14 protein-coding genes are annotated in these 15,501 nt (G+C 66.6%); all 14 read right to left on the bottom strand.

Features of this window, described 5'->3' with window-relative positions; translation table 11 throughout:
* Positions 1–4: 4 nt before the first annotated feature.
* Positions 5–661, bottom strand: a complete 657-nt coding sequence (hisG, locus tag R9X41_RS02770; protein WP_318633376.1) for an ATP phosphoribosyltransferase — start codon at positions 659–661, stop codon at positions 5–7.
* A complete protein-coding gene (gene murA / locus R9X41_RS02765; RefSeq protein ID WP_318635133.1) occupies positions 658–1,941 on the bottom strand; it encodes a UDP-N-acetylglucosamine 1-carboxyvinyltransferase in 1,284 nt (427 codons plus the stop codon). Before murA ends, hisG begins: the two co-directional genes overlap by 4 nt.
* On the bottom strand, positions 1,941–2,189 hold the full coding sequence (locus R9X41_RS02760) for a BolA family protein (protein WP_318633375.1): 249 nt from the start codon (positions 2,187–2,189) through the stop codon (positions 1,941–1,943). The genes murA and R9X41_RS02760 overlap by 1 nt, the downstream gene beginning before the upstream one ends.
* 121 nt (positions 2,190–2,310) lie before the next feature.
* Complete coding sequence (locus tag R9X41_RS02755) at positions 2,311–3,069, bottom strand: ABC transporter permease (protein WP_318635132.1); 759 nt, start codon at positions 3,067–3,069, stop codon at positions 2,311–2,313.
* Positions 3,070–3,100: 31 nt separating this feature from the next.
* The gene (locus tag R9X41_RS02750) at positions 3,101–4,039 is read right to left on the bottom strand and encodes an ABC transporter ATP-binding protein (protein ID WP_318633374.1); all 939 of its coding nucleotides are present in this window, start codon (positions 4,037–4,039) and stop codon (positions 3,101–3,103) included.
* 93 nt (positions 4,040–4,132) lie between these two features.
* On the bottom strand, positions 4,133–4,405 hold the full coding sequence (locus tag R9X41_RS02745; RefSeq protein ID WP_318635131.1) for an STAS domain-containing protein: 273 nt from the start codon (positions 4,403–4,405) through the stop codon (positions 4,133–4,135).
* 68 nt (positions 4,406–4,473) lie between these two features.
* The gene (locus R9X41_RS02740; RefSeq protein WP_318635130.1) at positions 4,474–5,118 is read right to left on the bottom strand and encodes an MlaC/ttg2D family ABC transporter substrate-binding protein; all 645 of its coding nucleotides are present in this window, start codon (positions 5,116–5,118) and stop codon (positions 4,474–4,476) included.
* Positions 5,119–5,270: 152 nt separating this feature from the next.
* Complete coding sequence (locus R9X41_RS02735; RefSeq protein WP_412556656.1) at positions 5,271–6,065, bottom strand: MlaA family lipoprotein; 795 nt, start codon at positions 6,063–6,065, stop codon at positions 5,271–5,273.
* Positions 6,062–6,547, bottom strand: a complete 486-nt coding sequence (gene mlaD / locus R9X41_RS02730) for an outer membrane lipid asymmetry maintenance protein MlaD (RefSeq protein WP_318633373.1) — start codon at positions 6,545–6,547, stop codon at positions 6,062–6,064. Before mlaD ends, R9X41_RS02735 begins: the two co-directional genes overlap by 4 nt.
* A 78-nt stretch (positions 6,548–6,625) precedes the next feature.
* Positions 6,626–7,408, bottom strand: a complete 783-nt coding sequence (gene mlaE / locus R9X41_RS02725; protein ID WP_318633372.1) for a lipid asymmetry maintenance ABC transporter permease subunit MlaE — start codon at positions 7,406–7,408, stop codon at positions 6,626–6,628.
* Positions 7,405–8,265, bottom strand: a complete 861-nt coding sequence (locus R9X41_RS02720; RefSeq protein WP_318633371.1) for an ABC transporter ATP-binding protein — start codon at positions 8,263–8,265, stop codon at positions 7,405–7,407. Before R9X41_RS02720 ends, mlaE begins: the two co-directional genes overlap by 4 nt.
* Before the next feature lie 92 nt (positions 8,266–8,357).
* A complete protein-coding gene (locus R9X41_RS02715; protein WP_318633370.1) occupies positions 8,358–9,836 on the bottom strand; it encodes a glutamate synthase subunit beta in 1,479 nt (492 codons plus the stop codon).
* Positions 9,837–9,880: 44 nt separating this feature from the next.
* On the bottom strand, positions 9,881–14,608 hold the full coding sequence (locus tag R9X41_RS02710) for a glutamate synthase-related protein (protein WP_318633369.1): 4,728 nt from the start codon (positions 14,606–14,608) through the stop codon (positions 9,881–9,883).
* A gap of 174 nt (positions 14,609–14,782) precedes the next feature.
* Entirely contained in the window at positions 14,783–15,484 is a 702-nt protein-coding gene (locus R9X41_RS02705) for a transposase (RefSeq protein ID WP_318633368.1), read from the bottom strand.
* Positions 15,485–15,501: the final 17 nt, after the last annotated feature.

Genomic DNA, 15,501 nt, shown 5'->3' with positions numbered 1-15,501 from the left:
GGTGTCAGTCGGGACGGATGGCGGAAGCGAATGAATCGATGATGGCGCGGATCGGCTCGCGCTTGAGCTTCAAGGCGGCGGGGTTCACCACCAGGCGGGAGCTGATGTCCATGATGCGCTCCACCTCCACCAGGTGGTTGGCCTTGAGCGTGTTGCCGGTGGAGACCAGGTCGACGATGGCGTCGGCCAGGCCGGTCAGCGGCGCGAGTTCCATGCTGCCGTAGAGCTTGATCAGGTCCACGTGCACGCCCTTGGCCGCGAAGAATTCGCGGGCGATGCCGACGTATTTGGTGGCGACCTTGAGCCGGCTTCCCTGGCGCACCGCATGGGCGTAGTCGAAGTCGCTGCGCACCGCCACGCTGACGCGGCATTTGGCGATGCGCAGGTCGAGCGGCTGCACCAGCGAGGCGCCGCCCGGGTGCTCCATATTGTGTTCGAGCAGGGTGTCGAGGCCGGTCACGCCGAGGTCGGCACCGCCGTATTCGACATAGGTCGGCACGTCGCTGGCGCGCACCAGCACCACCCGAACTTCCGGGCGGCTGGTCGGCAGGATCAGCTTGCGGGACTTTTCCGGGTCTTCCAGCACTTCGATGCCGGCAGCGGCCAGCAGTGGCAGCGTTTCCTCGAAGATGCGGCCTTTGGACAAAGCTAAGGTGATCACGGCACGAACCTTTCGATGTCCGCGCCGATGGCGCGCAGTTTTTCTTCCATGCGGTCGTAGCCGCGGTCCAGGTGGTAGATGCGGTCGATGACCGTCTCGCCCTCGGCCACCAGCCCGGCGATGACCAGGCTGGCCGAGGCCCGCAGGTCGGTGGCCATGACGGTGGCGCCGGAGAGCTGGCGAACGCCCTCGACCATCGCCACGCGGCCTTCGATGCGGATGTCAGCACCCAGGCGCACCAGTTCGTTCACGTGCATGAACCGGTTCTCGAAGATGGTCTCGGTCGCCAGCGAGGCACCCTGCGACACCGCGTTCAGCGCCATGAACTGGGCCTGCATGTCGGTGGGGAAGCCCGGGTATTCGGTGGTGCTGAAGCTCTGCGCGCACAGCCGGCCGAACGCCGGGCCCGCCGAGCGCACCCGCACGCCCGACGCCTCCGCGACCACATCCACGCCTGCGTCGCGCAGCTTGTCTATGACGGCTTCGAGGTGGTCGGGACGAGCGGCGCGCAGCAGCACGTCGCCGCCGGTGGCCGCGACCGCGCACAGAAAGGTGCCGGCCTCGATGCGGTCGGCCACCACCGTGTGTTCGCAACCGTGCAGCCGGTCGACGCCGACGATTCGGATGTGGCTGGTGCCGTGACCTTCGATGCGCGCACCCATCTTGATCAGCATCTCGGCCAGGTCGACGATCTCGGGCTCCTGGGCGGCGTTCTCCAGCACCGTCTCGCCTTCGGCCAGCGCGGCGGCCATCAGGAAGTTCTCGGTGCCGGTGACGGTGACCATGTCGGTGCTGATGCGGGCACCACGCAGCCGGGTCCGGCCCTCGGGCAGCTTGGCGATCATGTAGCCGTGGTCGACGGCGATCTCGGCGCCCATGGCCTGCAGGCCCTTGATGTGCTGGTCGACCGGGCGCGAGCCGATGGCGCAGCCGCCGGGCAGCGACACGGTGGCACGGCCGAAGCGCGCCAGCAGCGGCCCCAGCGCCAGCACCGAGGCGCGCATGGTCTTGACCAGGTCGTAGGGCGCCTCGGGCTTGTCGAGCGCGCCGGCGTCGAGGCGGACAGTGGAGCCGCCCTCCTCCCGCTCGGCCGACACGCCCATGTTGCGCACCAGCTTGAGCATGGTGGAGACGTCCTGCAGGCGCGGCACGTTGTGCAGCGTGACCGGGTCGGCGGTGAGCAGCGCGGCGCACAGCTCGGGCAGGGCCGCGTTCTTGGCACCGGAGACCAGCACTTCGCCCCGAAGCGGCCGGCCGCCGCGAATCTGCAGCTTGTCCATCATGCGTCTCCGCCTTGCGCAACCCATTCGGCCGGCGTGAAGGTTTTCATCGACAAGGCATGCACCTCGTTGGTCTGGATGCGCTCGCCCAGCGTGGCGTAGACCCGCTGGTGCCGCTTGATCGGCCGCATGCCGTCGAATTCCGGCGAGACGATGGTGGCGTACCAGTGGGCGCCGTCGCCTTCGACGGCGATGTGCTCGCAGGGCAGGCCCACGGAGATGATGGAGCGCAGTTCTTCGGCGGTCATGAAAAAGAGGATGGTCGTGGGCGCCTCGGGGGCAGAAATCGGGGCGACTCCGGCCGGGTCGAGCCTTGTCCCTCGGGAGAAGGCGTCGGCACGGCGGCGCGAAGCCGGCGGGCCAGGGTCTTCAGTGTCGGATCTTGTAGCCGGTGGTCAGCAGGCGCAGGGCGATGGCGCTGGTCGCCACCCAGGCGCCGCCGACGATCGCCAGGCTCAGCCAGGGCGAGACATCGCTTTGGCCGAAGAAGCCGTGGCGGAAGCCGTCGATCATGTAGAAGAACGGGTTGAAATGGCTCACTGCCTGCCAGAACGGCGGCAGCGAATGGATGGAATAGAAGACGCCGGCCAGAAAAGTCATGGGCATTACCAGAAAGTTCTGGAAGAGCGCCATCTGGTCGAACTTCTCGGACCACAGCCCGGCGATCAGGCCGAGCGTGCCCATGAGCGCTGCGGCCAGCACGCCGAACACCAGAATCCAGCCCGGCGCGGCAAAACCGACCCGCGCGAAGAAGACCCAGGTGACGACGAACACGCCGATGCCCACCGCGATGCCGCGTACCAGCGACGAGCCGACATAGGCGAGGAACATCGCCAGCGGGCTCAGCGGCGTGAGCAGCACGAAGACCAGGCTGCCCATCACCTTGCTCTGGATGAGCGACGAGGAGCTGTTGGCGAACGCGTTCTGCAGCACGCTCATCATGACCAGGCCCGGCACCAGGAAGGCGGCGTACGGTACCGAGCCGTAGACCGTGACGTGGTCGCCCAGCGCGTGGCCGAAGATCAGCAGGTAGAGGATGGCCGTGAGGATGGGCGCGCCCACCGTCTGGAAGCCGACCTTCCAGAATCGCAGCACTTCCTTGTAGAACAGGGTCTGCCAGCCGGTGATGTCGAGGTTCACGATGCTCGGGTCTCCGTGCTCATACCGGCACCTGCCAGCGGTTGCCGCCTGCGCCCTGCTCGGCCGACATGACCTGCAGGAACACGTCTTCCAGGTCGGCCTTGCGGATTTCGACGTCTTCCACGCGCAGGCCGGCGGTACGCACCGCCGCCAGGAACTGTTCGATCTGCAACGCGCCCGGTGCCGGCAGTTGCACGATGCGGCCGGTGATGCGCGCCTGGGCGGCCAGTTCGGCCGGCAGTTCGCCGTCGACCTTGAAGCGCAGCACGTTGCCCGAAGCCAGGCTCAGCAGCTCGCTGGTGCGGTTGAGCGCAACGAGCTTGCCCTTCTTGAGCATGGCGATGCGGCTGCAGAGCGCTTCGGCTTCTTCGAGGTAGTGGGTGGTGAGCAGCACCGCGTGGCCTTCGCGGTTGAGCCGCGCGATGAACTGCCAGAGCGTCTGCCGCAGCTCGACGTCGACACCGGCGGTCGGCTCGTCGAGCACGATGATCGGCGGGCGATGCACGAGCGCCTGGGCCACCAGCACCCGGCGCTTCATGCCACCGGAGAGCTGGCGCATGTTGGCCGTGGCCTTGTCGGCGAGACCCAGGTTCTCGAGCAGTTCGTCGATCCAGGCGTCGTTGTTCTTCACGCCGAAATAGCCGGACTGGATGCGCAGCGTTTCGCGCACGTTGAAGAAGGGATCGAACACGAGTTCCTGCGGCACGATACCGAGGCGGCGGCGGGCGATGGCATAGTCGGCCTGCACGTCGTGTCCGTCGACCAGCACCCGGCCGCCGGTGGCCTTGGCCAGGCCGGCGAGGATGCTGATGAGCGTGGTCTTGCCGGCGCCGTTGGGGCCGAGCAGGCCGAAGAATTCGCCCGGCTCGATGTCGAAGCTCACCTCGTCCAGCGCCTGGAGGGTGCCGCGCGCGGATTCGTAGCGCTTGGAGACGGACTGGAAAGAGATGGCTGCCATGGGGAACCGGCGATTCTAAGCCGTCGCCCGAGACCGGGCGGCCGGAGGGCTTAGGCAGCCGATGCCGTGCGGCCTAAGCCTGCCGGATCGGCATCAGGCCGAAGCTGCCGGCAGCAGCGCCGAGACGCCGTAGAGCGCCGCCAGTCCGGCGAGCCGGGCGTGCAGCCCGCGCACCTCGAAGCTGCGACCGAGCGACAGCACCTCGCGACGGCATGCCAGCAGCACGGCCAGTGCAGAAGAATCGAAACGCGTCAGCGCGGACGCATCGGCGATGACCGGCTCCTGGCCCCGGCCCAGCCCCTGGGTCAGCATGCGCAGGCAGGTCTGGGCCTGCGCATGGGTCAGCTCACCGGGCAACACCAGCACCTGGGCCGCGTCCCCGTAGGTCGAGGGCGACACGGAAGGCGGGTTCGCCGCGATGTCTTCGGACACGGTCAGCCCTTTTTGGCCGCCTGGTTGGCGGAGTTGCGGCTGGTGAGCGCCGCGATCAGGCCGTCGATGCCCTTGCTGTTGATTTCCTGCGCGAACTGGCTGCGGTAGGTTTCGACCAGCCACACACCCAGCACGTTCAGGTTGTAGATCTTCCAGCCTGCGCCGTCACCGGGCGACTGCGCAAGGCGGTAGTCGAGCTGGATCGGGTCGCCACGGCCGGTGACTTCGGTACGCACCACGACTTCCTTGTCGTCGGCCGCCGCCCGCAGCGGCTTGACGTTCACCGTCTGGTCGCTCACCTGCGACAGCGCGCCGGAATAGGTGCGCACCAGCAGGGTCTTGAATTCGGCCTGCAGCTTCTGCTGCTGTTCGGGCGAGGCCTGCCGCCACTGCGGGCCGACCGCCGCGGCGGTCATGCGGCGGAAGTCGACGTTGGGCATGATCTTGCTGTCGACCAGCGCCATGACCTTGGTGAGGTCGCCGCCGCGCAACGCAGGGTCGGCCTTGATGGCGGACAGCGTTTCGTCGGACAAGCGCTTGATCAGGGCATCGGGAGCTTCGTCGGCAGCGTGCACTGCCAGGGGGAGCGCCAGGCTGGCGGCAGCGGCGAAGCTGCAAGCCAGGCGGGTGAGGAAACGGCGCGTCATCTGCATGTGGGTGTTCTCCTTGAATCTCGAAAAATACGAAAGCGGGCCGTGCGGCTTGCCGGTTCGAGACAAGCATCGCACGCTCGTTCCGCATGCCGGGTTATGACATGCAACCGCATGCAACCCAGCCTGGCACCAGGCCCCGGCCTTCGTTATTGGGCGGCGGCGGCCGCTGCGGCCGGTGCGTTGGCGGTGCCGGCATCGGAGCTGTCGTCCAGGTCGCCGTCGCTCTCGGTGGTGTCCTTGCGCTGGTTGCGGCGCAGTTGCAGGAAAGCATCGCGGGTGAAGCTGTACTGGTCGAGCGCGGCGCCGTCGAGCACCGAACTCACGCGCAGCAGGTTTGCGCGCGTGTCGACGACCCGCAGCGCATACAGCGAATTTCGCACCGAGACATCGTCCACGTTGGACAGCAGGTTGCCCTTGAAGTCGACCGGCAGCGCCGCGGTGTCACGCACCGTCGAGGGGCCCAGCAGCGGCAAAATCAGGTACGGGCCGGTCGGCACGCCATAAAAAGCGAGCGTCTGGCCGAAGTCCTGGCGGTGACGGTCGATATTGGCTTCGCCCGCGATGTCGAGCAGGCCACCCAGGCCGAACACGGTGTTGACCGCGAACCGGATCACGGTTTCGCCGGCATCCTGGATACGGCCCTGCAGCACGTTGTTGACGAAGGACCAGGGCTCGGTCAGGTTGCGGAAGAAATTGCCCACGCCGGTGCGGATCGGCGCCGGGGTCACGTCGCGGTAGACGGTGGCGACCGGCTTGAGCACCGCACGGTCGACCGCGTCGTTGAACTTGTAGACGCCGCGGTTGAACGGTTCGAAGGGGTCACGCGGATTGCGCTCGGGACCGGTCGCGCAACCGGCCATGAACACGACGACCGCGATGGCGGCCATCAGCCGGGTCGGCAGGGCCGACGGGCGCGGGAGAGGTTGGAGTCGATCGTTCATTTTTTTGCACCTGCCGCCGGCGTCGGTCCGTCGGCAGCCTTGTTGTAGAGGAACTGGCTGATCAGGTTTTCGAGCACGACCGCCGATTGCGTGGTCGTGATGACGTCGCCCGCCACCAGGTTTTTCTCGTCAGCGCCGGCTTCCACGCCGATGTACTGCTCACCGAGCAGGCCGCTGGTGAGGATCTTGAGCGAGCTGTCCTTGGGGAAGACGTAACGGTCCTGCAGCGAAAGCACGACCGATGCCTGGTAATTCTTGTCGTCGAAATTGATCGACTCGACCCGGCCCACCACCACGCCGGCGCTCTTGACTGCCGACTGCGACTTGAGGCCGCCGATGTTGTCGAAGCGTGCGGTCACGCGATAGGTGGGCTGGAAGCTCAGCCGCAGCAGGTTGGCCGACTGCAGGGCCAGGAACAGCAGCGCCGCCGCGCCCAGCAGCACAAATATGCCGACCCACACATCGCTTTTCGATTTTTCCATTTCTCTGTCAACTCCCTTGCGGAAAACGGTTCGGACGAGGGCCGTGGCCCGCATCAAGGGGGGATGCATGCGAACGGTTCATATGCTGAACATCATCGCGGTGAGCAGGAAATCGAGGCCCAGCACCGCCAGCGAAGCCATCACCACGGTGCGCGTTGTGGCGCGCGAGACACCCTCGGGCGTCGGCTTGGCGGTGTAACCCTGCAGCAGCGCGACGAAGGTTACCGTCAGGCCGAAGACCACGCTCTTGATCACGCCGTTGCCGACGTCGCGCACGACGTCGACGCCGCCCTGCATCTGGCCCCAGAAGGAGCCCGAATCAACGCCGATCAGCACCACGCCGACGACCCAGCCGCCGATGATGCCGACCGCGCTGAACACCGCCGACAGCAGTGGCAGCGCGATGACGCCCGCCCAGAAACGCGGCGCGAGGATGCGGCGAACCGGGTCGATCGCCATCATTTCCATGGCGGTGATCTGCTCGCCGGCGCGCATCAGGCCGATTTCGGCGGTGAGCGAGGTGCCGGCGCGCCCGGCGAAGAGCAAGGCCGACACCACGGGGCCGAGTTCGCGCACCAGCGACAACGCCACCAGCAGGCCGAGCGCGCTCGACGCGCCGTAGCGTTGCAGCGTGTAGTAGCCCTGCAGGCCGAGCACGAAGCCGACGAAGAGGCCGGAGACCGCGATGATCGCCAGCGAATAGTTGCCGAGAAAGTGCAGCTGGTCGCCTACCAGGCGGAAACGCCGCATCGTCGGCCCGGCCAGCGAGAGCAGGCGCAGGAACAGGCGCGCCGCCCAGCCCAGGCCGGAAAGCCAGCCGCGCGTGGCCGCGCCGACGTCGGCCGGATGCCACCATCTCATGAGGCGCTCCTTCCGTGGGTGGGCGGGCCGAAGTCGGCGTCGGCGCTGGGGCCGGGGTAATGGAAGCGAACCGGGCCGTCAGGCTCGGCGTGCACGAACTGGTGGACCAGCGGATCGGTGCTGGTGCGGATCAGCTCGGGCGGGCCCTGCAGCGCGATGCGGCCGTTGGCCAGCACCACCACGTGGTCGGCGATGCCCAGGGTTTCGTCGACGTCGTGCGACACCACGATGCTGGTGAGGCCCATGGCGTCGTTGAGCTGGCGGATGAGCCGCGCGGAAATGCCGAGCGAGATGGGGTCGAGGCCGGCAAAGGGCTCGTCGTAGAGCACCAGCTCGGGGTCGAGCGCGATGGCGCGGGCCATGGCCACCCGGCGTGCCATGCCGCCGGAGATTTCGCTGGTGGCGAGGTCGCGGGCGCCGCGCAGGCCGACCGCGTCGAGCTTCATCAGCACGATGTCGCGGATCAGCGCGTCGGAAAGATCGGTGTGCTCGCGCAGCGGAAACGCCACGTTCTCGAACACGTCGAGATCGGTGAACAAGGCACCGAACTGGAACAGCATGCCCATGCGCCGACGCGCACCGAACAGGGCCTTGGGGTCCATGGCGCCGACGTCGTGGCCGTCGAAAAGCACTTCACCGGACTGGGCGCGGGCCTGGCCGCCGATGAGGCGCAGCACCGTCGTCTTGCCGCCGCCGGAGGCGCCCATGAGCGCCGTGACCTTGCCGCGCGGAACCGCGAGCGAAACACCGTCGAGCACCTTGCGCGCGCCGTAACCGAAGCTGACGTCGCGCAGCACGACGAGCGAGTCGTCGTGGGCGGCAGTGGGGGCAGGCGATTCGGGTGCGATGTGTTCCATGCAAAAGAAAAGCCGGACGAAGGCCCGGCTTGGGATCGGGGATGATAAGGGATTGGCGCAATCCCTGAATACCCCGTACGGCCGAGGCCGTGCTAGCGCGGCAGGTCGCTGAATCCCATCAGGAATTCATCGACCGCGCGGGCCGCCTGGCGACCTTCGCGGATCGCCCAGACCACCAGCGACTGGCCACGCCGCACGTCGCCGGCCGCGAAGACCTTGGGCACGTTGGTCGCGTAGCCGCCGTCGAAGTCGGTGGTCGCCTTGGCGTTGCCACGGGCGTCCTTCTCGATGCCGAAGGCTTCGAGCACCGGGGAGACCGGCGCAACGAAACCCATGGCCAGCAGCACCAGGTCGGCCTTGAGCAGTTGTTCGCTGCCCGGCACTTCGACCATCTTGCCGTCCTTCCACTCGACGCGGACGGTCTTCAAGCCGGTGACCTTGCCGCCTTCGCCGATGAATTCCTTGGTGGCGATGGCGAATTCGCGCTCGCAACCTTCCTCGTGGCTGGAGCTGGTGCGCAGCTTGTACGGCCAGTAGGGCCAGGTCATCGGCCGGTTTTCTTCTTCCGGCGGTTGGGGCATCAGCTCGAACTGGGTGACGCTGACTGCGCCGTGACGGTTGCTGGTGCCCACGCAGTCGCTGCCGGTGTCGCCGCCGCCGATCACGATGACGTTCTTGCCGTCGGCGCGCAGCTGGCTCTTGAGCTTGTCGCCGGCGTTGATCTTGTTTTGCTGCGGCAGGAATTCCATCGCGTAGTGGATGCCGTCGAGTTCGCGGCCGGGCACCGGCAGGTCGCGCGAGGTTTCCGAGCCCGCGGTGAGCAGCACGGCGTCGAATTCCTTCTGCAGTTGCTCGGGCGTGACGGTTTCCTTGGCCCAGTTGGTGACCTTGGAGCCCTTGCCCAGCGGATCCTTGGCGGCGCCGACGACGACGCCGGTGCGAAAGACCACGCCTTCTGCCTTCATCTGCTCGACGCGGCGGTCGATGTGGCTCTTCTCCATCTTGAAGTCGGGAATGCCGTAGCGCAGCAGTCCGCCGGCACGGTCGTTCTTCTCGAACAGCGTGACGTCGTGGCCGACGCGGGCGAGCTGCTGGGCGGCCGCCATGCCGGCCGGGCCGGAGCCGACGACAGCGACCTTCTTGCCGGTCTTGTGCTTGGACGGGCGTGCCGCGACCCAGCCTTCGGACCAGGCGCGGTCGATGATCGCATGCTCGATCGACTTGATGCCGACCGCGTCGTCATTCACGTTGAGCACGCAGGCGGCCTCGCAGGGAGCGGGGCAGATGCGGCCGGTGAATTCGGGGAAGTTGTTGGTCGAGTCGAGCGTGACCCAGGCGCTCTTCCAGTCGTTCTGGAAGACCAGGTCGTTGAAGTCCGGAATGATGTTGTTGACCGGGCAGCCGTTGTTGCAGAACGGCGTGCCGCAGTCCATGCAGCGCGCGCCCTGCACCTTGGCCTGTTCGGCGTCGAGGCCGACGACGAATTCCTTGTAGTGCTTCAAACGCTCGCCGACGGGCTTGTAGCCCTCCTCGAGACGCTCGAATTCCATGAAGCCGGTGACTTTTCCCATGATCGTGGTGTCCTGCTTTGCTTGTTTTTCTGTCGCGCGCCGGCTTACTTGGCCGGCACGGCTTCGCGCCGGGCGGGGGCGGGCGTCGGCGGGGTGGCCGGGTCGTCCTGGACCTTGCGTTCGTACATCTCGGCGAGCGCGCGCTTGTACTCGGTCGGGAAGACCTTGACGAACTTGGTGCGACTGACCGCCCAGTGGTCGAGCAGGTCGCGGGCGCGCTTGCTGCCGGTCCAGCGGTTGTGCTGCTCGAGCAGCTTGCGCAGGGTGGCCTCGTCGGTTTCGCCCTGGTGCCAGATGCTCGGGTGCACGTTGGCGGTCTGCTCGGCCGAGGTGACGACCTTCTCGAGCGTGACCATCGACAGGTTGCAGCGCGAGGCGAACTGCCCGTCTTCGTCGTAGACGTAGGCCACGCCGCCCGACATGCCGGCCGCGAAGTTGCGGCCGGTCAGGCCCAGCACCGCGACGGTGCCGCCGGTCATGTACTCGCAGCCGTGGTCGCCGGTGCCTTCGACCACCGTGGTGGCGCCCGACAGGCGCACCGCGAAGCGTTCGCCCGCCACGCCGGCGAAGTAGGACTCGCCCGCCGTGGCGCCGTACATCACCGTGTTGCCGACGATGATGTTCTTGGCCGCCTCGCCGCGGAAGTCGAGGCTGGGGCGCACCACCACGCGGCCGCCGGACAGGCCCTTGCCGGTGTAGTCGTTGGCCTCGCCGATCATGTAGAGCGTGATGCCGTTGGCGAGGAACGCGCCGAAGGATTGGCCGCCGGTGCCTTCGAGCTGGATGCGGATGGTGTCGTCGGGCAGGCCGGTCGGATGCACCTTGGTCACCGCGCCGGAGAGCATGGCGCCCACCGTGCGGTTGACGTTGCGCGCCGTTTCCATGAACTGCACCCGCTCGCCGCGGTCGATGGCCGGGCGCGACTTCTCGATCAGCTTGTTGTCGAGCGCCTTGTCGAGGCCGTGGTCCTGCTTCTCGACATGGAACTTGGGCACGTCGGCGGGCACCTGCGGCTCGGCGAACAGCCGGCCGAAATCGAGGCCGCGGGCCTTCCAGTGCGCGATGCCCTTGCGGGTGTCGAGCAGGTCGACGCGGCCGATCATGTCGTCGAACTTGCGGATGCCCAGCTGCGCCATGATCTGGCGCACTTCCTCGGCGATGAAGAAGAAGAAGTTGACGACATGCTCGGGCTTGCCGGAGAACTTCTTTCGCAGCACCGGATCCTGTGTGGCCACGCCCACCGGGCAGGTGTTGAGGTGGCACTTGCGCATCATGATGCAGCCCTCGACCACCAGCGGCGCGGTGGCGAAGCCGAACTCGTCGGCGCCGAGCAGTGCGCCGATGGCGACGTCGCGGCCGGTCTTCATCTGGCCGTCGGCCTGCACGCGGATGCGGCTGCGCAGCCGGTTGAGCACCAGGGTCTGCTGGGTTTCGGCCAGGCCGATTTCCCAGGGCGAGCCCGCATGCTTGATGGACGACCAGGGCGAAGCGCCGGTGCCGCCGTCGTGGCCGGCGATCACCACATGGTCGCTCTTGCACTTGGCCACGCCCGCGGCGATGGTGCCCACGCCCACTTCGGAGACCAGCTTGACGCTGATGTCGGCATGCGGCGCGACGTTCTTCAGGTCGTGGATCAGTTGGGCCAGATCCTCGATCGAGTAGATGTCGTGGTGCGGCGGCGGGCTGATGAGGCCCACGCCCGGCACCGAGTGGCGCAGCTTGCCGATGTAGTCGGACACCTTGCCGCCCGGCAGCTGGCCGCCCTCGCCCGGCTTGGCGCCCTGGGCCATCTTGATCTGGATCTGGTCGGCCGAGGACAGGTATTCGGCGGTGACACCGAACCGGCCCGAGGCCACCTGCTTGATGCGCGAACGCAGCGAGTCGCCGGCTTCCAGCGCCATGTCGACCTCGACGTTGGCCTCGCCGATGACGCTCTTGAGCGTGTCGCCGACCTTGACCGGGATGCCCTTGAGTTCGTTGCGATAACGGTTGGCGTCCTCGCCGCCTTCGCCGGTGTTGCTCTTGCCGCCGATGCGGTTCATGGCGACGGCCAGCGTGGCGTGGGCTTCGGTGGAGATGGAGCCCATCGACATCGCGCCGGTGGCGAAACGCTTGACGATTTCCTTCGCGGACTCGACTTCATCGACCGGAATCGCCTTGCTCGGATCGAGCTTGAACTCGAACAGGCCGCGAAGCGTCATGTGGCGACGGCTCTGGTCGTTGATGATCTGCGCGTATTCCTTGTAGGTGTTCCAGTTGTTCGCGCGGGTGCTGTGCTGCAGCTTGGCGATGGCGTCGGGCGACCACATGTGCTCTTCGCCACGGGCGCGCCAGGCGTATTCGCCGCCGGCGTCGAGCATGGTGGCGAGCACCGGGTCTTCGCTGAAGGCGGCCTTGTGCATGCGCAGGGCTTCCTCGGCGATCTCGAACACGCCGATGCCCTCGACACGGCTGGCGGTACCGGTGAAGTACTTGCCGATGGTGTCGGTGTTCAGGCCGATGGCTTCGAACAGCTGGGCGCCGCAGTAGCTCATGTAGGTCGACACGCCCATCTTGGACATGATCTTCGACAGGCCCTTGCCGATCGCCTTGACGTAGTTGTAGATGGCCTTGTCGGCGGACAGGTCCGAAGGCATGTCCTTGTGCATCTGCGCCAGGGTTTCCATGGCGAGGTAGGGATGGACCGCCTCGGCGCCGTAGCCGGCGAGCACGGCGAAGTGGTGCACTTCGCGGGCGGAGCCGGTTTCCACGACCAGGCCGACCGTGGTGCGGCGCCCTTCGCGCACCAGGTGCTGGTGAATGGCCGACAGGGCCAGCAGTGCCGGAATGGCGACCTGCTGCGGCCCGACCGCGCGGTCGCTGATGATCAGGATGTTGTTGCCACCCTTGATCGCGTCGACCGCCTCGGCGCAGAGCGACGCGAGCTTGGCCTCGACGCCTTCGCGGCCCCAGGCGAACGGGTAGGTGATGTCGAGCGTGGCGCTGCGGAACTTGCCCTGCGTGAACTTCTCGATCTCACGCAGCTTGGCCATGTCGTTGAAGTCGAGGATCGGCTGGCTGACCTCGAGCCGCATCGGCGGGTTGACCTGGTTGATGTCGAGCAGGTTGGGCTTGGGGCCGACGAAGCTGACCAGCGACATTACGATGGCCTCGCGGATCGGGTCGATCGGCGGGTTGGTCACTTGGGCGAACAGCTGCTTGAAGTAGCTGAACAGCGGCTTGTCCTTGGACGAGAGCACCGCCAGCGGGCTGTCGTTGCCCATGGAGCCGATGCCTTCCTCGCCGTTCTTGGCCATCGGCTGGATCAGGAACTTGATGTCTTCCTGGGTGAAGCCGAAGGCCTGCTGGCGGTCGAGCAGCGGCACTTCGCTGGCGGGCGCGTCGCCGCTGCCTTCCACGTCGTCGAGCTTGATGCGCAGGTTCTCGATCCACTGCTTGTAGGGCTTGCTCGAGGCGAGGTTGGCCTTGAGTTCCTCGTCGTCGATCATGCGACCCTGGTCGAGGTCGATCAGGAACATCTTGCCGGGCTGCAGGCGCCACTTGCGCACGATCTTGTTCTCGGGAATCGGCAACACGCCGGATTCGGAGCCGAGGATGACCAGGTCGTCGTCGGTGACGCAGTAGCGCGACGGGCGCAGGCCGTTGCGGTCGAGCGTGGCGCCGATCTGGCGGCCGTCGGTAAAGACGATGGAAGCCGGGCCGTCCCAGGGCTCCATCATGGCCGCGTGGTACTCGTAGAAGGCCTTGCGACGGCCGTCCATGGTGGTGTGCTGTTCCCAGGGCTCGGGAATCATCATCATCACCGCCTGGCTCAGCGGGTAGCCGGCCATGGTGAGCAGCTCGAGGCAGTTGTCGAAGGTGGCGGTGTCGGACTGGCCGGCGAAGCTGATCGGGTAAAGCTTCTTCAGGTCATCGCCGAGCACCGGCGAGGACATCACGCCTTCGCGCGCCTTCATCCAGTTGTAGTTGCCCTTGACCGTGTTGATCTCGCCGTTGTGGGCGACATAGCGGTAGGGGTGGGCCAGCGGCCACTCGGGGAAGGTGTTGGTGGAGAAGCGCTGGTGCACCAGGCCGAGCGCGGAGACGCAGCGTGGATCCTGCAGGTCGTAGAAATAGGTGCCGACCTGGTCGGCCAGCAGCAGGCCCTTGTAGACCACCGTGCGGCTGGACATGCTCGGAACGTAGTATTCCTTGCTGTGCTTGAGGTGCAAGGCCTGGATGTTGGCGCTGGCGGTCTTGCGGATGACGTAGAGCTTGCGTTCCAGTGCGTCCTGCACGATGACGTCGGCGCCGCGGCCGATGAACACCTGGCGGATCACCGGCTCCTTCTTGCGCACCTGGGGCGACATGGGCATGTCGCGGTTGACCGGCACGTCGCGCCAGCCGAGCAGCACTTGACCTTCGGCGCGGATGGCGCGGTCCATTTCCTGTTCGCAGGCCAGACGCGAGGCGTGTTCCTTGGGCAGGAAGATCATGCCAACGCCGTACTCGCCGGGCGGCGGCAGGGTCACGCCCTGCTTGGCCATCTCTTCGCGATAGAGCAGGTCGGGCAGCTGGATCAGGATGCCGGCACCGTCGCCCATGAGCTTGTCGGCACCGACGGCGCCACGGTGGTCGATGTTCTCGAGGATCTTGAGCGCCTGGGTCACGATGTCGTGACGCTTCTCGCCCTTGATATGCGCCACGAAGCCGACGCCGCAGGCATCGTGCTCGTCCGCCGGGGAATACAGACCGTGTTGTTGGAGATGCTGGATCTCGGCAGCCGTCGTCATGGGGCGTGCTCCTTGAATATGCGCGTGGGAAGGCGAGCATAAAAGAGAGCAACAAGGGTGCCAAGCGCTTTAAATTGGGGTCAGATTCCTAATAATGGTCGACAAACTCGCTTGGTCAATTAATTGGGGACACATTAAATTCAGCGGCAAACCCCTGTCAGGCAACGTGTTTTTCTAACGCTCGTCCGCGATGACGGTACGCACCGGGCGCCCCGCAACGCCCGGCTGCAGTCGGCGATCGGTCGATTTCTGCAGCACGGCCATGAATTCACTCCCCCCCAACGCCCATCCACCGAGCGTTGCGCCTTCGAGTTGCGCCAAAACCTCCGCAGGAACGCCGCCGTGCACCACTTCGGCGTAGGCGTGTTCGCGCGCGAACGGTGTATTGCCGAGCTCCCAATACAAGGCGTGCGGGGTCACGAGCCGATCGGAGGTCAGGCCGGTGTAGTGGCGGTGGCTCGACCAGTGCCAGTCTTCCGGGCGCGTGGCGAGCGCAGCGGCGACGGGTTTCAGGTCGAGCCAGGCCATGGCGTGCAACAGGTAGGCCTGCGCGTCGATCACCGTACTGCGGTAGCGGCCCTCCCACAGCGTGCCGCTGCGGCCGTGGCGGTCGTTGAAGTAGCGCACATAGCGCCGGCCGACCGCCTGCATGTAACGCGGTAGCTGGTCATCGGCCGGTGTCAGCAGCAGCTGCAGGTGGTTATGCATCAGCACATAGCCATGCACCGCGACGGCGAACTCCCGCCCGTGCTCCTGCAACAGCTGCAGCAGGTAGCGGCGATCGTCGTCGTCCCGGAAGACCGGCTGGCCGTCGTTGCCGCGCAAGATCAGCTGGTGAACCTGGCCGGGGACGGTCAGCCGTGGCAGTCGTGCCATGCGTGCGGGCCGCGGTG

It is taken from the genome of Xylophilus sp. GOD-11R, assembly GCF_033546935.1.
Classification (GTDB): Bacteria; Pseudomonadota; Gammaproteobacteria; order Burkholderiales; family Burkholderiaceae_C; genus Xylophilus.
Note: the sequence above shows the minus strand (reverse complement) of the source record. Positions and strands in the feature narration are given on the sequence as shown.